Raw genomic sequence first — 18,015 nt, forward strand, 5'->3', positions numbered from 1 at the left:
GAGCCGGCCGCACCTATGCCGCCGGCTCGGCAGTCGTCCGGTCGACAGCGGGCTTGAAGAAAGAGGGTGAGCAGCATGAATGACACGATCTTGTCGGTATTGATCTTCACCGCGCTGGCGCTGGCTGCCATCGGCGCGGTCAAGCGCATCGGCCTGTGGCGCCAGGGGCGGGCGGATGCCACGTCCATGAGTGTGGGAGAGCTGATCGCGAGCCTTGCCAAGGTACCGCGCCGCTACGGGGTGGACCTGCACCACGTGGTCGCGCGGGACCGCTACATGGCCAACACCCACGTCGCCACCGGGGGCGGCTTCGTGGCCGCGGCGCTGCTGATGGTGGTGGTCTACGGCTTCGGCATCGACTCCGCCTGGCTGGGCGTCTTGCTGCTGCTGGCCAGTGGCGCGATGTTCGGTGGCGCGCTGTTCGTGCGTCGTCGTCGCCTCGACCCGCCGGCACGTCTGTCGCGTGGCCCGTGGATGCGTCTGCCCAAGAGCCTGCTGGTGTTCTCCGCCAGCCTGTTCGTGATGAGTCTGTCACTGGTGCTGCCGGAAGGCGTCGGCGGCATGATCTCCGGCGGTATCCTCGGGCTGGTGCTGGTAGTGGGCATCGGCTGGGGGCTGCTCGAGATGATCGTCGGCATGACCGGCGGCGGCTCGCGCATCACCGGGCCGATGAAGCATGCCTTCGCCGGTGCGCTGCATCTGGCCTTCCATCGGCGTCCGGCACGTTTCAGCACCCGCGATAGTGCGGGCATCCGCGACAGCGCATTGCTGCCGCTGGACCTGACCAACCCCGAGGCACCGCTGGGCGTCGGCAAGCCGTCCGATTTCAACTGGCGTCAGCTGCTGGGCTTCGATGCCTGCGTGCAGTGCGGGCGCTGTGAAGCGGTGTGTCCGGCGTTCGCGGCCGGTCAGCCGCTCAATCCCAAGAAACTGATCCAGGACATAGTGGTCGGCATGGCCGGTGGCAGCGATGCCGCCTACGCCGGTTCGCCCTATCCGGGCGATGAGCCCAGGCGCGCGCCCGGCCAGCATGGCGGCGGCCCGCAGCAGACCATCGTCGGGGCCTCTCCGCATGCTCGCCCGGCAGCTCAGGCAGCGTCATCCGGGCCGATCCAGATCAAGGCGGCACCGGGCGCTGCGGGTGAGGCGACAGATGGCGACAAGCTGATCCACGAGTTCAAGGTACTGGTCGAGCCGGAAACCCTGTGGGCCTGCACCACCTGTCGCGCCTGCGTCGAGGAGTGCCCGATGATGATCGAGCACGTCGATGCCATCGTCGACATGCGCCGTCACATGACGCTGGAGCAGGGCGCGACGCCGGGCAAGGGCGTCGAGGTGCTCGACAACCTGATCGCCACCGACAACCCGGGCGGCTTCGCGCTCGAAGCGCGCCTGCATTGGGCGGCGGACCTCGACCTGCCGCGCATCGCCGAGCTGCAGGCTGCCCGCGAGGCGGCGCGTGATCCGCGTCCGGTGGAAGCGCTGCTGTGGCTGGGCGATGGCGCCTTCGACATGCGCAACCAGCGCACGCTGCGCGCCTTCGTGCAGGTACTGCGCGCCGCCCGGGTGGATTTCGCCATCCTCGGTGCGGAAGAACGTGACAGTGGTGATGTGGCGCGCCGTCTGGGGGATGAGGCGACCTTCCAGTCGCTGGCCACCCGCAATATCGCCACCCTGTCGAAGTATCGCTTCGCGCGCATCATCACCTGCGATCCGCACAGCTTCCATGTGCTGGGACGTGAATATGCCGCCTTCGGTGGCGACTACCTCGTCAACCACCACACCAGCTACATGAACGAGCTGCTGGCGGCCGGTCGCCTGAGCCTCGATGCCACCAGACTGGCGACGCTCGGCGCGGTCACCTGGCACGACCCCTGCTATCTGGGGCGCTACAACGGTGAATTCGAGGCGCCGCGTAGCTTGCTGGCGGCGCTGGGGCTGGAAGTGCGCGAGATGCAGCGCTCCGGTTTCCGCTCACGCTGCTGTGGCGGCGGTGGTGGCGCGCCGGTGACGGACATCCCCGGCAAGCAGCGTATCCCCGACATGCGCATGGGCGATGTGCGCGAGACCGGCGCCGAGGTCGTGGCGGTCGGCTGCCCGCAGTGCACCGCGATGCTGGAAGGCGTGGTGGCTCCGGCCGGTGAAGCCGAACCCCAGGTGCTGGATCTGGCGGAACTGATGGCGCGGGCGCTGGTACTGGAAGCGTCCACGCAAGGCTTGGCGGCGTCGACCACGCAGCCCACTGACGCGGAGGTGGCGGCATGACGATTCCCGTCGATCCACAAGCAACCGAGCGCCCACCGGTATCCCATCGAGAGGCGTTGCCACGCCGTGACCCGCGTCTGGAGCAGCAGGCACGCAATCGCCTGCACCCGCAGCACCTCATCGCGCTGCAGGCGCTGGGCCGCGGCGCGGCAGCCCCTCAGGAACGCTGGATGGGCCCGCAGGGCGTGATGCGTCGCGACCCGCATGTCGGCCACTTCATCGCCGCCAATGGCCGCAAACGTATCGACCGCAGTGGCCGCTCCGGGCCTGCCGCGGCGGGTGCTGGCCAGCCTGCGGTCGTGGCCAAGGCGCGCGTGCTGCCGCTGGTCGAGATCGCATCACCCGCCTTCCTGATCGCGGTGGTGCCGGACATGACCGGTGGGCGACTCTCGAGTCACGACCGAGATGTGCTGGGGCTGGCGCGTCAGATCGCCGATGCCGACCCCGCCCATCAGGGCGCGGTGCTGGCCGTCACCTTCGGCACCTTGCGTGAGGATGGTGACGCCGCCGACAGTGTCGGGCTCGGCGCGGCGGGTGCCGATCGCTGGCTGCACTTTGCCGATACTCTCCACGACGGCTACGCGCCGCTGGCCCAGCTGGCGGAGCTTGAGGCCATCGATGGCAAGCTGGCACCACGGCTGTGGTTGCTGCCGGAATCCCGCACTGGCGGCGGCGAACGCGGCCGACGTCTCGGCGCGCGCCTGCTGTGCCAGGGCGATGCGCTGGCGCGGCCCAGCGGTAATGCCTATCAGCTCGACGGCGAGCTTGCCGCCATCGGGCGTGGCGAGATTGCCGAGGTGAGCGTCACCGGGCGCAGCGGCAATGGTCAGCAGGACCTGACTCGCCCGCTGACCCGTATCGTGCTGTGCGAGGCGGAATGCGCCGAGCCGGTGGAAGATGTGCGCCACGCCGCGCTGCCGCTCGAGTGGGAGGCGGCCAGTGCCGCGCACGCCGTGCCAGACGTGATCGAAGATCTTGGCCCGGTGGCCGTCGACCCCTCCGCGATCGCGCTGGGCGAGGCCGAATTCATTCTCTCGGCGGGCAACGGCATCCACGATTGGGATGGCTTCCACCGCGCCGCCAGCCTGCTGGGGGCCACCGAAGGCGCCTCGCGGGTGGCGGTGGATGACGGCTTCATGCCTCGTGCCCGCCAGGTCGGTGCCACCGGTACCTGGGTGACGGCGCGGGTCTATGTCGCGGTGGGCATCTCGGGGGCCATCCAGCATCTGCAGGGCATCCAGCGCTGCGACAAGGTGGTGGCCATCAACACCGATGGCGGCTGTGACATGGTCAAGCGTGCCGATCTTTCGGTGATCGGCGACGCCGGGGCGATTCTCGCCAGTCTCTGTCAGCAGCTCGAGGCCGAACGCAGTGCCGGCGGTGATACCTCGGCGGCGGGTCAGGTGCCTGCCGCGGCCTCGGCGTCATCCAGTACGTCATCCGCCACGCTTGCCGCCGACGCGGCCTGAACTCGCGCCTGCGACAGGTGAAAGGAGAAGGATATGAAGGTAGATCGTTCGTCCGTTGCGCAGCAGGCCTCGGCGCCGCTTGAGGTCGTGAGTCTGGTGTCGCTGGGGCAGCACCCGGTTTCGGGGCGTCTGCGGCGCGCCGAGCAGGACGCCCGCGCTCTGGAGTTGTGTCTGGCGCTGGAGCGTCAGTCGGCACCCGGTTCCGTAAGCCTCAGCGCCTGGCATGCCAGTGGCAGTGAGATCGCGCCCGGCAGCGAGCAGGACCAGGCACTGCGCGGCTATCTGGGCATGGGGCTGGAGTCGTTGACGCTGGTGACGCCGAATGCTCCTGGCGCTGACCCGCTCAAGGCTGTTGACCCGCAGGCGGCTGCTATTGATCAACCGGTCATCGATGTCTGGCCGCTGCTGGTCACGCGCCTCAAGCAGGCGGCCCCGCAGTTGGTGGTGTGTGGCGGCCAGGGCGAGACCGGTGAGGGCAGTGGCCTGCTGCCGCATCTGCTGGCGGAGAGCCTCGGCTGGCCGCTGGTGGAGGGTATCGTCGCGATCGAGAGCTGCGATGGCTTGCATCTCACCGCCTTGCAGGCGCTGCCACGTGGCCAGCGGCGACGGTTGCGCGTGAAGCTGCCGGCGCTTGTTAGTGTCGATTCCGCGGCGCCGGCGGCGCGTCAGTCGGCCTTCGCGCAGGCGCGGCGTGGTGAACTGTCCACACTGGCCAGTGGCGAGCTTGTCCATGATGCGCAGGCCGAGGCCTTCGGCGTGGCCCCGGCTCGCAAGCGTCCCAAGCGCTTGAAGCGCATCAAGGCGACCAGCGCGCGGGACCGCTTCAAGGCTGCGGCCGCCAAGGCCGAAGGGGGCGGTGGCAAGCGTCTGGAAGGCGTGAGCGCCGAGGAGGGCGCGGCGGAAATCCTCAAGCTGCTGCGTGAGGAAGGCGTACTGCGCTGAAGCCGCGCAGACGGTAAAAAGCCCCTGTCAGCCGAGCTGACAGGGGCTTTTTCATGCATCACAGAAGGTCGTTTCTCACAGAAGGTCGCTCCTTACAGAAAGGTCACTCCTCCCACTGCCAGTCCTCATCGTTCAAGGGGGCGGGCGAGGTGTGTTCGTCGGTGCCCTGGGGGGGCTTGCGCGCTGCCTGACTGGCTTCGCGCTGGCGCATCGGCATGTTGTCGATCACCTGATAGATCTGGTCGGGGGAGACGAAGCCTTCCTGCTGCATCTTCTTGCCGCCGTCCTTGCCCATCAGGATGACGGTGAAGGGCGCGCCCTCGCGCAGTTGCATGGCATCACGCAGGGCACGCACCTCCTCGAAGCTCATCGGCACGCCATCGTGGATGCCGCGCGTGCCCATCAGCGTATAGAGCGTCATGTCGCGTTGCTGCATCTCGCCACGGGTGGCGCGCAGTTCCTCGCGCTGACGCTCGAGGTCCCGGTCCTGCTCATCCGGCGCGATCAGCACCAGCGAGCGTCGGTTCCAGGTCTCGCCCAGCAGCGGGTTGGCGGCGGGGTCGACATTGGCGGCGGTCATGGTGGTCTCCGCGGTGTCCGGCGAGGTCGGGGGCGGTGGTGCGCCCGTGGATGTCTCGGCGGGCGCGTTCAGGTCGGCGTCCGAATCCAGCAGGCTGATGGCATGCACCGGCGAGCTCAGCAGCAGGACCGGCAGCAGGGCCAGCAACAAGAGGTTCATCAGGCCCTGCGTCAGCCTGTGGTGCGAGAGCCGTCGAGGCAGCGCGGGCAGTATCTGTGTGGACAGTACGTGCGAGGACAGTCTCTGCTTGGACAGTACGTGCGAGGACAGTCTCTGCTTGGACAGTACGTGCGAGGACAGTCTCTGCTTGGACAGTATGTGCGTGGACATGGCAGTCCTCCGGCAACGAATGTTATGAGCTGGGCTAGCCAGCCTGGGCTGCAGAAGCAGGTTGCACAGGAGAATGGCACACCCGGATGACAGCCTCTCCTCCAAGACTAAGACAGTCGCCGAGAGTTTGCTGCCCGTTGGCGCGCGATTTATGTGGTACTTCACGACATGCCGCCCTCATTCAGGCTATGAAAAGGCCAATGGCGACATACCGATAGCGGCGGCAGCAGGTGACATGCCTTGCTAGAGCGCGTAGCGAGCGCAGAGGCATGTCTGTATCGAGGGCGGGTCGAGTGCATGGCGGGCAGACTTCACGCGGCTTGCTGCAGATATTTTCACAATCGTGGTGCAAGCTGTATGCGTGTCCAGCCGTCATGACGCCCGCCATGCGCGGCCCCGCGGTTTTTACGTTGCTGATCTGCGACTCATGTAACTCTGGCGATACAGAATGTTTTCAAAGAGTTGCATGAAAAAATGAACATCCTGTCGTCAGGCCCGTCTGAGTTAAGGCAAACACTTATTGATCACTGCTGGAGGCTGCAATGAAACGGATGACTGCATACATGACGGCTGCCCTGATTTCCGCGGGCATGATGTCGGCACCGGCGTTCGCTGCTGACGCACCGGCCCAGGGTCAGTCTACTGCCCAGGCGGCACAGGCTCAGGCTGGCGATTTCACTGACGCTCAGCTGGAACAGTTCGCTGCGGCCTCTCAGGACATCGCACGCATCTCTCAGGAATTCGCCGGCAAGCTGCAGAAAGCCGACGACGAGACTGCCAAGCAGAGCGTGCGTCAGGAAGCCAACGACGAGATGGTCAGCGCTGTCGAAGACTCCGGTCTGGAAGTCGCCACCTTCAACTCCATCGGTCAAGCGGTCCAGAACGACCCGGACCTGATGAAGAAGGTGCAGAAGCTGGCTCAGGAAAACTCCTGATCTCGCCTGGATGACGTTCGGGTCATCCAATGAAAACGCCGCCCCCGGTTGCCGGGGGCGGCGTTTTTTTGTGCCCATGTCCTGCGGCCTGTCAGTCAGTACCGCCTTGGTCAGTACCGCCTTGGTCAGTAAAGCTTTGGTCAGTAAAGCTATGGTCAGCGCCGCATGTCAGGCGCCGGCGACCGGGCGAATGAGCATGTCCTGTGCCTTCTTTTCCTGCATCAGGCCACGGAACAGCGAATAGCACATCACCAGCAATACCAGCGTGAACGGCAGCCCCGTGGCGATGGCGCCCGCCTGCAGCGAGCCCAGCGCAGCGCTTCCGCCGCCATAGAGCAGGGCACCGGCGATCAGGCCTTCCATCGCTGCCCAGAACATGCGCTGGCTGATCGGTGCGTCGATCTTGCCGCCGGCGGTGATCGAATCGATCACCAGCGAACCGGAATCCGAGGAGGTCACGAAGAACACCAGTACCAGCACGATGGCGATGAAGGACGCCACACCGGACAGCGGCAGGTTGTCGAGCATCTGGAACATGGCCAGCGACACGGAATCGATGCCATTGGCCAGCGCGCCTACGCCATTGATGGCCTGTTCCAGTGCAGTGCCGCCGAAGACGGACATCCACACGATGGTGACCAGGGTCGGCACCAGCAGCACGGCGGTGACGAATTCGCGTACGGTGCGGCCGCGCGAGACTCGCGCGATGAACATGCCGACGAAAGGTGACCAGGAGATCCACCACGCCCAGTAGAAGACGGTCCAACCGTGGAACCAGCTTTCATCGGGGCGGCCGATCCAGTTGGACAGCGGCAGCAGATATTCCACATAGCTGAGGGTGGTGGTGCCCAGGCCCATGAGAATGGCGAGTGTCGGCCCGAAGATGAGGATGAAGATGATCAGGACAGCGGCGATGATCATGTTGATGTTGGAAAGCAGCTTCACGCCGCCATCCAGGCCGCGACTGACCGAGTAGATGGCCACCAGCGTCACCAGGATGATGATCGCGATCTGGGTCGGCAGGCCATCGCCGACGCCGAACAGGTAGTCCAGCCCCGATGCTGCCTGAGCGGAGCCCAGCCCCAGTGATGTCGCCAGACCGAAGATGGTCGCCAGCACGGCGAGGATATCGACGATATGCCCCATCCAGCCCCAAGTGCGCTCACCGAGTAGCGGGTAGAACGCCGAGCGGATGGTCAGCGGCAGGCCCTTGTTGTAGGTGAAGAAGGCCAGCGACAGCCCGACCACGGCGTAGATGGCCCAGGGATGCAGACCCCAGTGATACATGGTGGCGCCCAGCGCGGCGCGTGCTCCTTCCGGCGTCCCGGCGGGTGCGTTCAGTGGCGTGCCGTACCAGTCGGTGTAGTAGGCCACCGGTTCGGCGACGCTCCAGAACATCAGGCCGATGCCCATGCCGGCGGCGAACAGCATCGCGAACCAGGAGCGTGTCGAGAACTCGGGCTTTGCCTTCTGGCCGCCCAGGCGCAGCTTGCCCACCGGGTGCACGATCAGCAGCAGGCAGAACAGCACGAAGAGGTTGCCGGCCAGCATGAACAGCCAGTCGCCATGTGCGATGGACCAGGCCTTGGCGCCGCCCAGGGCACTTTCCGCGCCCGCTGGGAAGAGGATGGCAAACAGGATGAAGCTGACGATCAGCACGGCGCTGATCGCGAAGACGGGGTTGTGAACATCGAGACCCATGACCTGGACATTGTCCTGGCCGATCTCGTAGTCCGTGTCATACGGATTCGATGACATGTGGTGACCTCATGTTGTTATTGGTGTCGCCTGCCGGGCAGGGCAGCTGGCGTGAAGCGAGGTGTTGTCGTGGGTGTCTCCCGGGGCTGCGATGTGGGAAGGGGGGTGGGATGGCAATCCGGAGCGCGGTGGCGAGTCTGACTGCGGGGCAGGTCGCCACCGGACCTCGGTGATTGTGTGAGGGCTGGGCGAGAGCGAGTTAGCTGGATATGACGCCGGCATATGCGTGACTGACACAGGGGGCGATTCAGCGCTCAGAGCGGTTGTCGCAGGTGTGCCCGCTTTGTAGATTGCGATCTACAGTGAAGGAAAGTGGTGCGTGCTCCCTGACCGCGCACCACTTTCGCGCCCGAGACTTCACTCCTCGCGCGATACGCCAGTACTTGCCTGCTCCTGCCCAATAACAACACCGTGGTGCCGCCATGACGCCTGAGACCCTGACCGAGCCGACACCTGTCGCTCGCCGCCGTTCGCGCAGCCAGTTGCGCGGCCGTCCGCTGGATGCCGAGGCCTGGGCCGAGGTACAGCGCCTGCTGGGCGATGCCCCGGCGCAGCGTGACCTTCTGCTCGAATATCTGCACGTGCTCAATGATGAGGTCGGCTACCTGACGCTGGCCCATCTGCGCGCGCTGGCCGAGTGGATGCGCCTGCCGATGGCCGAGGTCTACGAGACAGCCACCTTCTATGCCCATTTCACCGTGGTTCGCGATGGCGAGACGCCGCCCGCGGCGCTGACCGTGCGCGTCTGTGATTCGCTGTCCTGTCAGCTGGCCGGCTCCGAAGCCTTGCGTGCCGGTCTCGCCTCGGGGCTGGACCCCGAACAGGTGCGCGTGCTGCGTGCGCCCTGCATGGGGCGCTGCGACAGTGCGCCGGTGGCGGAGGTCGGGCATTACCATCTCGGCCACGCCAGCGTGGAAGGCGTCACGGCGGCGATTGCCGAAGGCCATGTGCATGCCGCGCCGGCAGCGAGTCTCGACTATCCGCGGCTGGCGGAATATCGCGCCAGTGGCGGCTATGGGCTGCTCGCCGCGCTCGATGGCGGTGAGGTCAGCATCGAGGACCTGGCGCAGATGATCGAGCAGGCCGGACTGCGTGGCCTGGGTGGGGCGGGTTTCCCGACGTTTCGCAAGTGGGGCTTCGTGCGCGCCGAGGCGGGGCCGCGCTATTGCGTGATCAACGCCGATGAAGGCGAACCCGGCACCTTCAAGGACCGCTGCTATCTGGAGCGTGAGCCGCACACCTTCCTCGAGGGCGCGCTGGCCAGTGCGCATGCCATCGAGGCCGAGGCGCTCTACCTCTATCTGCGCGACGAGTACCCGACCCTGAATGAGTTGCTGCGCGACTGCATCGCGGAGCTGGAAGCCGCAGGCCTCGTCGCGCCGGGCTACATCCAGCTGCGGCGTGGCGCCGGCGCCTATATCTGTGGCGAGGAATCGGCGCTGATCGAGTCGCTGGAAGGCAAGCCCGGCAAGCCGCGTCAGCGGCCGCCCTTCGTGGCCCAGCGCGGGCTGTTCGGTCGCCCGACCCTGGTCAACAACGTCGAGACGGTCTATTGGATCGCGCGGCTCCATCGCGAAGGCCATGACCACTACGTCGCGGCCGGGCGTCAGGGGCGTCAGGGGCTGCGCAGCTTCTCGCTCTCCGGGCGTGTCAGACGCCCGGGCATGTATCTGGCACCGGCTGGCATCACGCTCAGCGAACTGGTCGAGGAATATGGCGGCGGCATGGCCGACGGCCATCGTCTGCGTGCCTATCTGCCCGGCGGGGCCTCCGGCGGCATTCTGCCGGCCAGCAAGGCGGACCTGCCGCTGGATTTTGACACCCTGCAGGCCCACGGCTGCTTCATCGGCTCGGCCGCGGTGGTGGTGCTGTCGGATAAGGACGACCTGGCGGCGGTGGCGCGCAATCTGATGAGCTTCTTCATGGACGAGTCCTGCGGCCAGTGCACGCCGTGTCGCGTCGGCACGCGCCAGATGCTGGCGGCGCTCAGCGGCGATGAGTGGGATGAGACGCTGCTGACGCGCTTGTCGCAGGTGATGATGGACGCCTCGATCTGCGGGCTCGGCCAGGCCGCGCCCAATCCGGTGCTCGGCCTGCTCAAGGACTTCCGGGAGGCCCTCGCCAGCAGTGGGGTGCGCTTGATCGCCACGAGCCATGCGGCTGACGCCACGGGAGGTGAGGCATGAATGCGCTGACAGGATTGGACAACTCATCCTCGGATGATCAGCCGCTGCGCGAGGATGGCTTCACCATCACGCTGGATGGTGCCGAGGTGACGGCCTATCCCGGCGAGACGCTGTGGAAGATCGCCAAGCGTGCCGGCGAGACGATTCCCCACCTCTGCTACAGCGAAGCGCCGGATTATCGCGGCGATGGCAACTGTCGCGCCTGCATGGTCGAGATCGATGGCGAGCGCACCCTTGCTGCCAGCTGCATCCGCGAGGCGCGGGCGGGCATGGTGGTGCGCAGTGCCAGTTCACGGCGTGCCGGCGAGGCGCGTGCAATGGTGGTGGAGCTGCTCGCCGCCGACATGCCCGCCGAGGCGCACAATCCCGATGTCAGCAGTCACTTCATGGCGATGGCCGAGCTGCTGGCGGTGGATGTCGGGCACGCTCGCGAGACCCTGGGCGGCGCCCGCGAGACGGTCCGCGAGTGGCTGGGGGAGACCGTGGAGGAGTGGTTGCCGGCGCAGGCCAGCGCTCTCGATCACTCCCATACCGCGATGGCGGTCAATCATGACGCCTGCATCAGCTGCGGCCTGTGCGTGCGCGCCTGTCGCGAGGTGCAGGTCAATGACGTGATCGGGCTGGCGGGGCGCGGCAGCAATACGCGCATCGTGTTCGATCTCGAGGACCCGATGGGCGACAGCACCTGCGTCGCCTGTGGCGAGTGCGTGCAGGCCTGCCCGACCGGCGCCCTGATGCCCGCCGCCCAGGTGGATGAGCAGGGCTTCGGCGACAGCGCCGCCGTCGATGAGCGCGTCGCCTCCATCTGCCCGTACTGCGGCGTGGGCTGTCAGCTGGAGTATCAGGTCAGCCGTGGCAGCGGCGAGGCATTGAGTGTCGAGGGGCAACCGGTCGCGACCCTGGCGGATGCCCAGCAGGGCATGGCGGACGGCGGCTCCCATAAGACTGATAAGCGCCGACAGCGCGTCGCGGATACGCGGCTGGACAACATCATCGCGGTCAGTGGCCGCGATGGGCCCTCCAACCACGGTCGGTTATGCGTGAAGGGGCGCTTCGGCTTCGATTATCCGCGCCATCCGGAGCGTCTGATCCGCCCCCTGATCCGCCGTGACGGTGTAGCCAAGGGGCTGGATGCTAACTTTGACCCCGCCCATCCGCTGACCCACTTCCGTGAGGCCAGCTGGGACGAGGCCCTTGAGGTCGCGGCCGAGGGGCTCATGCGCCTCAAGCGCGCGCATGGCCCCGACAGCCTGGCGGGCTTCGGCAGCGCCAAGTGCACCAACGAGGAGGCGTGGCTGTTCCAGAAGCTGGTGCGCACCGGTTTCGGCTCCAACCATGTCGATCACTGCACGCGGCTGTGTCATGCAAGCTCGGTGGCGGCGCTGATGGAAGGCGTCGGCTCGGGCGGCGTGAGCGCCTCCTTCATGCAGGCCGAGCAGTCCGATCTGATCGTGCTGACCGGCTGCAACCCGGGCGTCAATCACCCGGTGGCGGCGACCTTCTTCAAGCGCGCCGCCAAGCGTGGCACACGCATCGTGGTGATCGACCCGCGTGCGCTGGCGCTGCGTCGTCAGGCGCATCGCTCGATCCAGTTCACGCCCGGGGCGGACGTGGCACTGTTCAATGCCATGCTCAACGTCATCATCACCGAGGGGCTAGCCAATCAGGCCTATATCGAGGCACGCACCGAGGACTTCGCCGCGCTGGCGGAGCATGTCGCGGCGCTGACACCGGAGGCGATGTCGCCGCTGTGTGGAGTGGCGGCAGAAGAGATTCGCGCCGTGGCCCGCGAGTACGCGACCGCCAGGCGCGCGATGATCTTCTGGGGCATGGGCATCTCGCAGCACACCCACGGCACCGACAACGCGCGCTGTCTGATCGCGCTGGCGCTGGTGTGTGGTCATGTCGGGCGTGAAGGCACCGGCCTGCACCCGCTGCGCGGGCAGAACAACGTTCAGGGCGCCTCGGATGCCGGGATGATTCCGATGGTGTTCCCCGACTATCAGCCGGTGGGCGACACGGCGGCGCGCGAGCGGCTGGAAGCGCTGTGGCAGACCCCGCTCTCGGCGACGCCGGGCCTGACGGTGGTGGAGATCATGCACGCCATCCACGCCGATCAGATCCGCGGCATGTACATTCTCGGCGAGAATCCGGCGATGTCGGACCCGGATCTCGAACATGCGCGCAGCGCGCTGGCGCATCTGGAACACCTGGTGGTGCAGGACATCTTCGTCACCGAGACGGCGCAGTTCGCCGATGTGGTGCTGCCTTCGTACGCCTGGCCGGAGAAGGACGGCAGCGTCACCAATACCAACCGGCAGGTGCAGCGTGGGCGGGCGGCACTGCGCGCCCCGGGCGAGGCCAAGCCGGACTGGTGGATCACCCAGCAGCTGGCGCGGCGCATGGGGCTTGGCTGGGATTACGCCGGGCCGGAGGAGATCTACGCCGAGATGCAAAAGGGCATGGATTCCCTCGACAACATCGACTGGGCGCGGCTGTCCGAGGAGAACTCGGTGACCTATCCGTGCCTGACGCCGGGGGGCGAGGGCGAGGATGTGGTATTCGGCGAGGGCTTCCCGCGCGCCAGCGGCCGTGCCCGCTTCGTGCCGACCTGGCCTACGCCGCCGGATGAGACGCTGGATGACGACTATCCGACGGTGTTGACCACCGGTCGTCAGCTGGAGCACTGGCATACCGGCTCGATGACGCGCCGCGCGGCGGTGCTCGACAATCTCGAGCCGGCCGCCGTGGCCACGCTCAATCCGGTGGAGCTGGAGCGCCTGGGCATCACGCCGGGCGAGCCACTCTCGATCACCACGCGACGTGGCCAGATCACTCTTGCCACCCGCGCCGATCCGCTGACGCCGGCCGGCATGGTCTTCGTGCCCTTCTGCTACGCCGAAGCCGCCGCCAACCTGTTGACCAATCCGGCGCTCGACCCGGTGGGCAAGATTCCCGAGTTCAAGTACGCCGCCTGTCGTCTGGCCAGAGCCGAACCCGCCTCGGCGGGTGTGGAGAGCTGAAGCGGACATGTGAGGTGGACATGGCAAGCGGGCTGGACCGAGCGGATAGATCGAGGCAATAGACCGCAACCGAGCCAGACGCGCCTGACGCAAATGCCTACGCCAGTGGCGTGGGCAGGCACGCAGAGGGCGCCCCGGTCTGACCAGAATGTCGGAGACAGCCCGTCGTGCATTTCGGCTATCCTCACAAGGGCTATGCTCAGAACAGAGTGGGTCAATACCAATGACAATGCCCGCCGTCAGCGAGCAAGGAGAATGACGATGATGATCGTGGAGCTGATTGATCACGAAGATTTTCGTGAGCGGCTGGTGGCGCTGGGCGTGCAGATTTCCGAGCATGCCTGCGCGGACACCTGCGCGCGCATGGCACTCAGAAAGCATGCCGAGGTGGGCGTGCCGGGCCTGCAGGAACTGGTGCGCGAGCTGGTGATGCACTCCGATATCCTGCTGCCGTCGGTGCGCCAGGCGCTGGACAAGTATCTGCTGCCGGGGCTGCGCTAGGCGCGGCACTCCTGAAAGATTGCGCGCCGCGCACTGACACTGATTGCCAGATGAACAAAAGGGCCTGTCGACTGACAGGCCCTTTTACGTGGGTGCTCACTCGCCTCTTTTCACTGCACGCAGTGTTTCAGGTCGCTGCGTTGGCGCGGTCGTACTCGCGTTTTTCCCAGCGCAGACCGCGGAACAGCGAGAAGCACATCACCAGCAGCACCACCGTGAAGGGCAGTCCCGTGGAGATGGCGCCCGCCTGCAGCGCACTCAGTGCGGTGCTGCCGCCGCCATACAGCAGGGCACAGGCGATCAGGCCGCCGGCCGCTGCCCAGAAGATGCGCTGGCGCGTCGGGGCATCCTGCTTGCCACCGGCGGTGATGGAATCGATCACCAGCGAGCCGGAGTCGGAGGAGGTCACGAAGAACACCAGCACCAGCACGATGGCGACGCAGGAGGTGATGGAGGACAGCGGCAGGCTGTCGAACATCTGGAACATGGCCATCGAGGGAGTGTCGATGCCCTGGGCCAGCTCGCTGCCGGCGGCTCGTGCCTCTTCCAGTGCGGTGCCGCCGAAGACGGTCATCCACACGATGGTGACCAGGGTCGGTACCACCAACACGGCGGTGACGAATTCGCGCACGCTGCGTCCGCGCGAGATACGCGCGATGAACATGCCGACGAACGGCGACCAGGAAATCCACCAGGCCCAGTAGAAGATGGTCCAGCTATGGAACCAGCCTTCGTCGGGGCGATCGATCCAGTTGGAGAGCGGCAGCAGATATTCCAGATAGCCGACGCTGGTGGTGCCGAGTCCGGTAATGATGTCCATGGTCGGGCCGACGATGAACAGGAACACCACCAGCAGCGCGGCCAGCATCATGTTGAGATTGGAGAGGCGTTTGACGCCGCCATCCAGACCGCGACTCACCGAGTAGATGGCCGCGAGCGTGACGGCCACGATCACGCCGATCTGACTGACCAGCCCATCGCCGATGCCGAACAGATGGTCCAGCCCCGAGGCCGCCTGGGCCGCGCCCAGCCCCAGAGAGGTGGCAAGGCCGAACAGGGTGGCGAGCACCGCGACGATATCGATGATATGGCCGCTCCAGCCCCATACACGCTCACCCAGCAAGGGGTAGAACACCGAGCGCAGCGTCAGCGGCAGGCCCTTGTTGTAGGCGAAGAAGGCCAGCGACAGGCCGATCACGGCATACATGGCCCAGGGGTGAAGCCCGTAGTGGAAGACGGTGGCCGAGAGTGCCGCCGTTGCGCCTTCCGGCGTGCGCGGTGGTGCATTCAGTGGCGTGCCTGACCAGTCGGTGTAGTACGCCACTGGCTCGGCGACCCCCCAGAACATCAGGCCGGTGCCCATGCCGGCCGCGAACAGCATCGCGAACCAAGCCATCCGGCTGAATTCCGGCTTGGCGTCGCGTCCGCCCAGACGCAGGCGGCTGACCGGGTGCAGGACCAGCAGCAGGCAGAACAGGATGAAGAAGTTGCTGGAGAGCATGAACAGCCAATCACCATGGGTGATGGACCATGCCTTGGCGCCGCCCAGTGCCGACTCGGCCGACTCGGGCATCAGCAGCGTGAACAGGATGAAGCCTACGATCAGCAGCGCACTGATGGTGAAGACCGGCTTGTGGACATCCAGCCCGAGTCGCTGAACATTGTCCTGACCGATCTGGTAATCCGTCACATACGGATTCGATGACATGGAGTTACCTCGTATGTTTTCTTTCGATAGCCGCTCCTGTGGGCATCTCGAGTCAGAATGAGGGACCTTGTCCCGCCTGGTGGAAGCGTTCAGACCTTGGTCTGAAGCCTTGTGCAACATGCGCCTTTCTGCCAGTTGCAGATGACGGCGTCAAACCTTGAGTCATCCTTGTCGTGCGCTGAAAGGCATTGATTGTATTAAGGTTTATGGATTTCTCTTCATTGCCGGAAAGTCATTCGGGGCGCTGTAGGCTGAACAGGCTATCCGTGCGTGCATAGTCACTGCCGGCCATGCGCCCGATGGCACGCAGCACCTCATTGTCGACATGCCGCCCATCCCAGACCGCTTCGTCGGCATGCATCACCACCACCTCGGCCAGCACCAGTGAACCGGCCAGCGGTTGATCACCGAACGAGATGATGTCGCGCAGTCGACAGCCGAAGGCGATCGGAGCGCCTTCCACGCGCGGAACCGCCAGCGGCGGCATGGCCACCTTGTTCAGACCCGCGTGGGTGAACTCATCCTCGTCGGCGGCGAGACTGGCGCTGGTGAGATTGAGCGCCTCGCTCATCGCCTCGCCACCGATGTGAATGACGCACTCCGCCACCTGCCCGAGGTTGTTGAGGGTATCCTTGGTCTTGCCTTCGCCATTGCGCAGCGGGCTGAAGGCGAGCACCGGTGGATTGATGCTGGCGATGGTGAAGAACGAGAAGGGCGCGAGGTTGGTGTTGCCTGCCGCGTCGATGGTCGAGACCCAGGCGATCGGCCGGGGCGCGATGCTGCCCGAGAACAGGCGATAGAGGATGCCTGCGGGAAGCTGGTCGGCGGCGATGAGGGAATGCGTGGTCGAGGAGGCAGTCATGGTGAGGGTCTCATTGCAGGGCTCTGGTTGTAGGGCTGTTGTTGTAGAGCTGTCATCGCAGGGCTGTTGTTGTAGAGCTGTCATCTTAGAGCTGTCATCGCAGAGCGGGCGTTGCAGGGCATGGCTCTCGACCCGCTCAGCCAGCATGTCGTACGGCCCTGACATTGGAGAGAGTGAGAGCCCGCCAGGCCCAGAGCCCGATAAGCCAAGAGACCCGGCAAGCCAAGAGACCCGGCAAGCCAAGAGCCCGCTAGACCGAGAGCTCGAGAATCTGTTCGTCGCGGCGAGTGGCGGCCGAGAATCATCGCTGATGGGGAACGCGAATCGCGCCTGACCACAGACCGGTGGTGTTGATGAAGAGTGGCCTGTCTGGCCGCTGGGTGTGGAAAAGGTATCGGGAAATTCTCCCAGATCATTGTCCCTATTTTTGGTGTGGTCAATTGTCGCAGGTCTTGACCTTTTTCGAGGATGTTGTTCCTGACGCCGCGGTCGAGTTCATTCCTTGTCTGACTCAAGTCACACAATGGGGGCGGGAAACCGGATTTTTGTGCAAAATTGGTAACCAGATGGTTTCTGCAGTGTGTTTATTTGTGTATTTTTTATGATGGCGGGCCGGGCGTCATCTGGCAGAAAGGTGGTGAGTCCGCGTAAATGAATGGCGGAAAATGACACTCATCAGGCCATTTGGTTCGGCGTTGATCATGAGAATGGCATGCCAAGGTTGCGAAAAAGTGTCCCCTGTTGATCGGGAATGCCAGCATCATGTGAGACGCATCATGGTGCATTTACCTGTCAGGTCATGATCGATAATGATGCATGTTTTCTCGTCAATGAACGGCCAGGTCACACAAGCATCAAGCCGGGAAAATGCCTCTCTCGACCGGGTTGGGGGAGTACTTCAGCAACTTTTGAAAGGCTCATTGGCACAATTTTTGGCATTTTATTTCAATTGGTGGTCATTTATTGGGTTTTTGTTGCTCGGTATCGTGTGGCGGTAGTGGTTGCTTCGACGCCTCCTGGTGCGCCGATGGCGAGGACATCTGCGGGGATGCACTGAATTGTGGCGCGACAAGGTCGTGATTCTCACGGGCATCATCAAGCAGGGCAGGGGGGCTGGCATCGAGGAGAAGGCCGGTGAATGACGAGCTGTCTGGCCCTGCAAGGCATGCACTGTCGCGACATCATTGCCGTGAGTGTCGGCTTCGCCACCCGATCCCGCTGCCTTAACCTTCCTCGAGCGTGAGAGAACTCATGCCGCTCAAGGCATGATTGGCGCGCACCGGATGGCCGAAGTCATCCGCATGTGGCCCCTGGTGCGTCATCCTGCCCCGTAGTCAGCCCCCCTGTCTTTTCTCTATCCTGTGCCCGCCTGCGGGAAATCTTCTGATTTCGTTCGAAAGATCGACGGCTTCCTGTTGGTCATTTCTTCGAACGCTGTGTTCCACATGTGGGCTCG

Annotated in this window: 11 protein-coding genes; 7 read left to right on the top strand and 4 right to left on the bottom strand. The window is 65.1% G+C overall.

Features of this window, described 5'->3' with window-relative positions; all coding sequences use genetic code 11:
* Positions 1-75 precede the first annotated feature (75 nt).
* Genes IZU87_RS01500 through IZU87_RS01510 form a run of 3 tightly spaced genes read left to right on the top strand, consistent with a single transcriptional unit; the run spans position 76 to position 4,676 of the window.
* Positions 76-2,265, top strand: a complete 2,190-nt coding sequence (locus tag IZU87_RS01500; RefSeq protein WP_213113468.1) for a (Fe-S)-binding protein — start codon at positions 76-78, stop codon at positions 2,263-2,265.
* Positions 2,262-3,734, top strand: a complete 1,473-nt coding sequence (locus IZU87_RS01505) for an electron transfer flavoprotein subunit alpha/FixB family protein (protein WP_213113469.1) — start codon at positions 2,262-2,264, stop codon at positions 3,732-3,734. Before IZU87_RS01500 ends, IZU87_RS01505 begins: the two co-directional genes overlap by 4 nt.
* A 33-nt stretch (positions 3,735-3,767) precedes the next feature.
* Positions 3,768-4,676, top strand: a complete 909-nt coding sequence (locus IZU87_RS01510) for an electron transfer flavoprotein subunit beta (protein ID WP_213113470.1) — start codon at positions 3,768-3,770, stop codon at positions 4,674-4,676.
* Between the two features lie 103 nt (positions 4,677-4,779).
* Here the strand turns inward: IZU87_RS01510 and IZU87_RS01515 are convergent, their stop codons facing one another.
* Positions 4,780-5,415, bottom strand: a complete 636-nt coding sequence (locus IZU87_RS01515) for a DUF4174 domain-containing protein (RefSeq protein WP_213113471.1) — start codon at positions 5,413-5,415, stop codon at positions 4,780-4,782.
* 713 nt (positions 5,416-6,128) lie between these two features.
* Here IZU87_RS01515 and IZU87_RS01520 point away from each other — a divergent pair.
* Positions 6,129-6,521, top strand: a complete 393-nt coding sequence (locus IZU87_RS01520) for a DUF4168 domain-containing protein (protein WP_043333741.1) — start codon at positions 6,129-6,131, stop codon at positions 6,519-6,521.
* A 168-nt stretch (positions 6,522-6,689) separates the two neighbouring features.
* Here IZU87_RS01520 and IZU87_RS01525 read toward each other — a convergent pair whose 3' ends face one another.
* Positions 6,690-8,279 carry a BCCT family transporter gene (locus IZU87_RS01525; RefSeq protein WP_131431252.1) on the bottom strand — a complete coding sequence of 530 codons (1,590 nt, stop codon included), beginning with the start codon at positions 8,277-8,279 and terminating at the stop codon, positions 6,690-6,692.
* A gap of 422 nt (positions 8,280-8,701) precedes the next feature.
* Here IZU87_RS01525 and IZU87_RS01530 point away from each other — a divergent pair, with 422 nt between their 5' ends.
* The 3 genes from IZU87_RS01530 (at position 8,702) to IZU87_RS01540 (ending at position 13,989) form a co-directional block, all read left to right on the top strand.
* Positions 8,702-10,465: an NADH-ubiquinone oxidoreductase-F iron-sulfur binding region domain-containing protein gene (locus IZU87_RS01530; protein WP_213113472.1), complete on the top strand. Its 1,764-nt coding sequence runs from the start codon at positions 8,702-8,704 to the stop codon at positions 10,463-10,465.
* A complete protein-coding gene (locus tag IZU87_RS01535; protein WP_213113473.1) occupies positions 10,462-13,488 on the top strand; it encodes a molybdopterin-dependent oxidoreductase in 3,027 nt (1,008 codons plus the stop codon). Before IZU87_RS01530 ends, IZU87_RS01535 begins: the two co-directional genes overlap by 4 nt.
* 261 nt (positions 13,489-13,749) lie before the next feature.
* The gene (locus IZU87_RS01540; RefSeq protein WP_043333148.1) at positions 13,750-13,989 is read left to right on the top strand and encodes a hypothetical protein; all 240 of its coding nucleotides are present in this window, start codon (positions 13,750-13,752) and stop codon (positions 13,987-13,989) included.
* Between the two features lie 127 nt (positions 13,990-14,116).
* On the opposite strand, the gene IZU87_RS01545 is transcribed toward IZU87_RS01540, so the two are convergent.
* A complete protein-coding gene (locus tag IZU87_RS01545; protein WP_043333147.1) occupies positions 14,117-15,697 on the bottom strand; it encodes a BCCT family transporter in 1,581 nt (526 codons plus the stop codon).
* A gap of 232 nt (positions 15,698-15,929) precedes the next feature.
* Entirely contained in the window at positions 15,930-16,559 is a 630-nt protein-coding gene (locus IZU87_RS01550; protein ID WP_213113474.1) for a flavin reductase family protein, read from the bottom strand.
* Positions 16,560-18,015: the final 1,456 nt, after the last annotated feature.

It is taken from the genome of Cobetia sp. MC34, assembly GCF_018340035.1.
GTDB lineage: Bacteria > Pseudomonadota > Gammaproteobacteria > Pseudomonadales > Halomonadaceae > Cobetia > Cobetia amphilecti.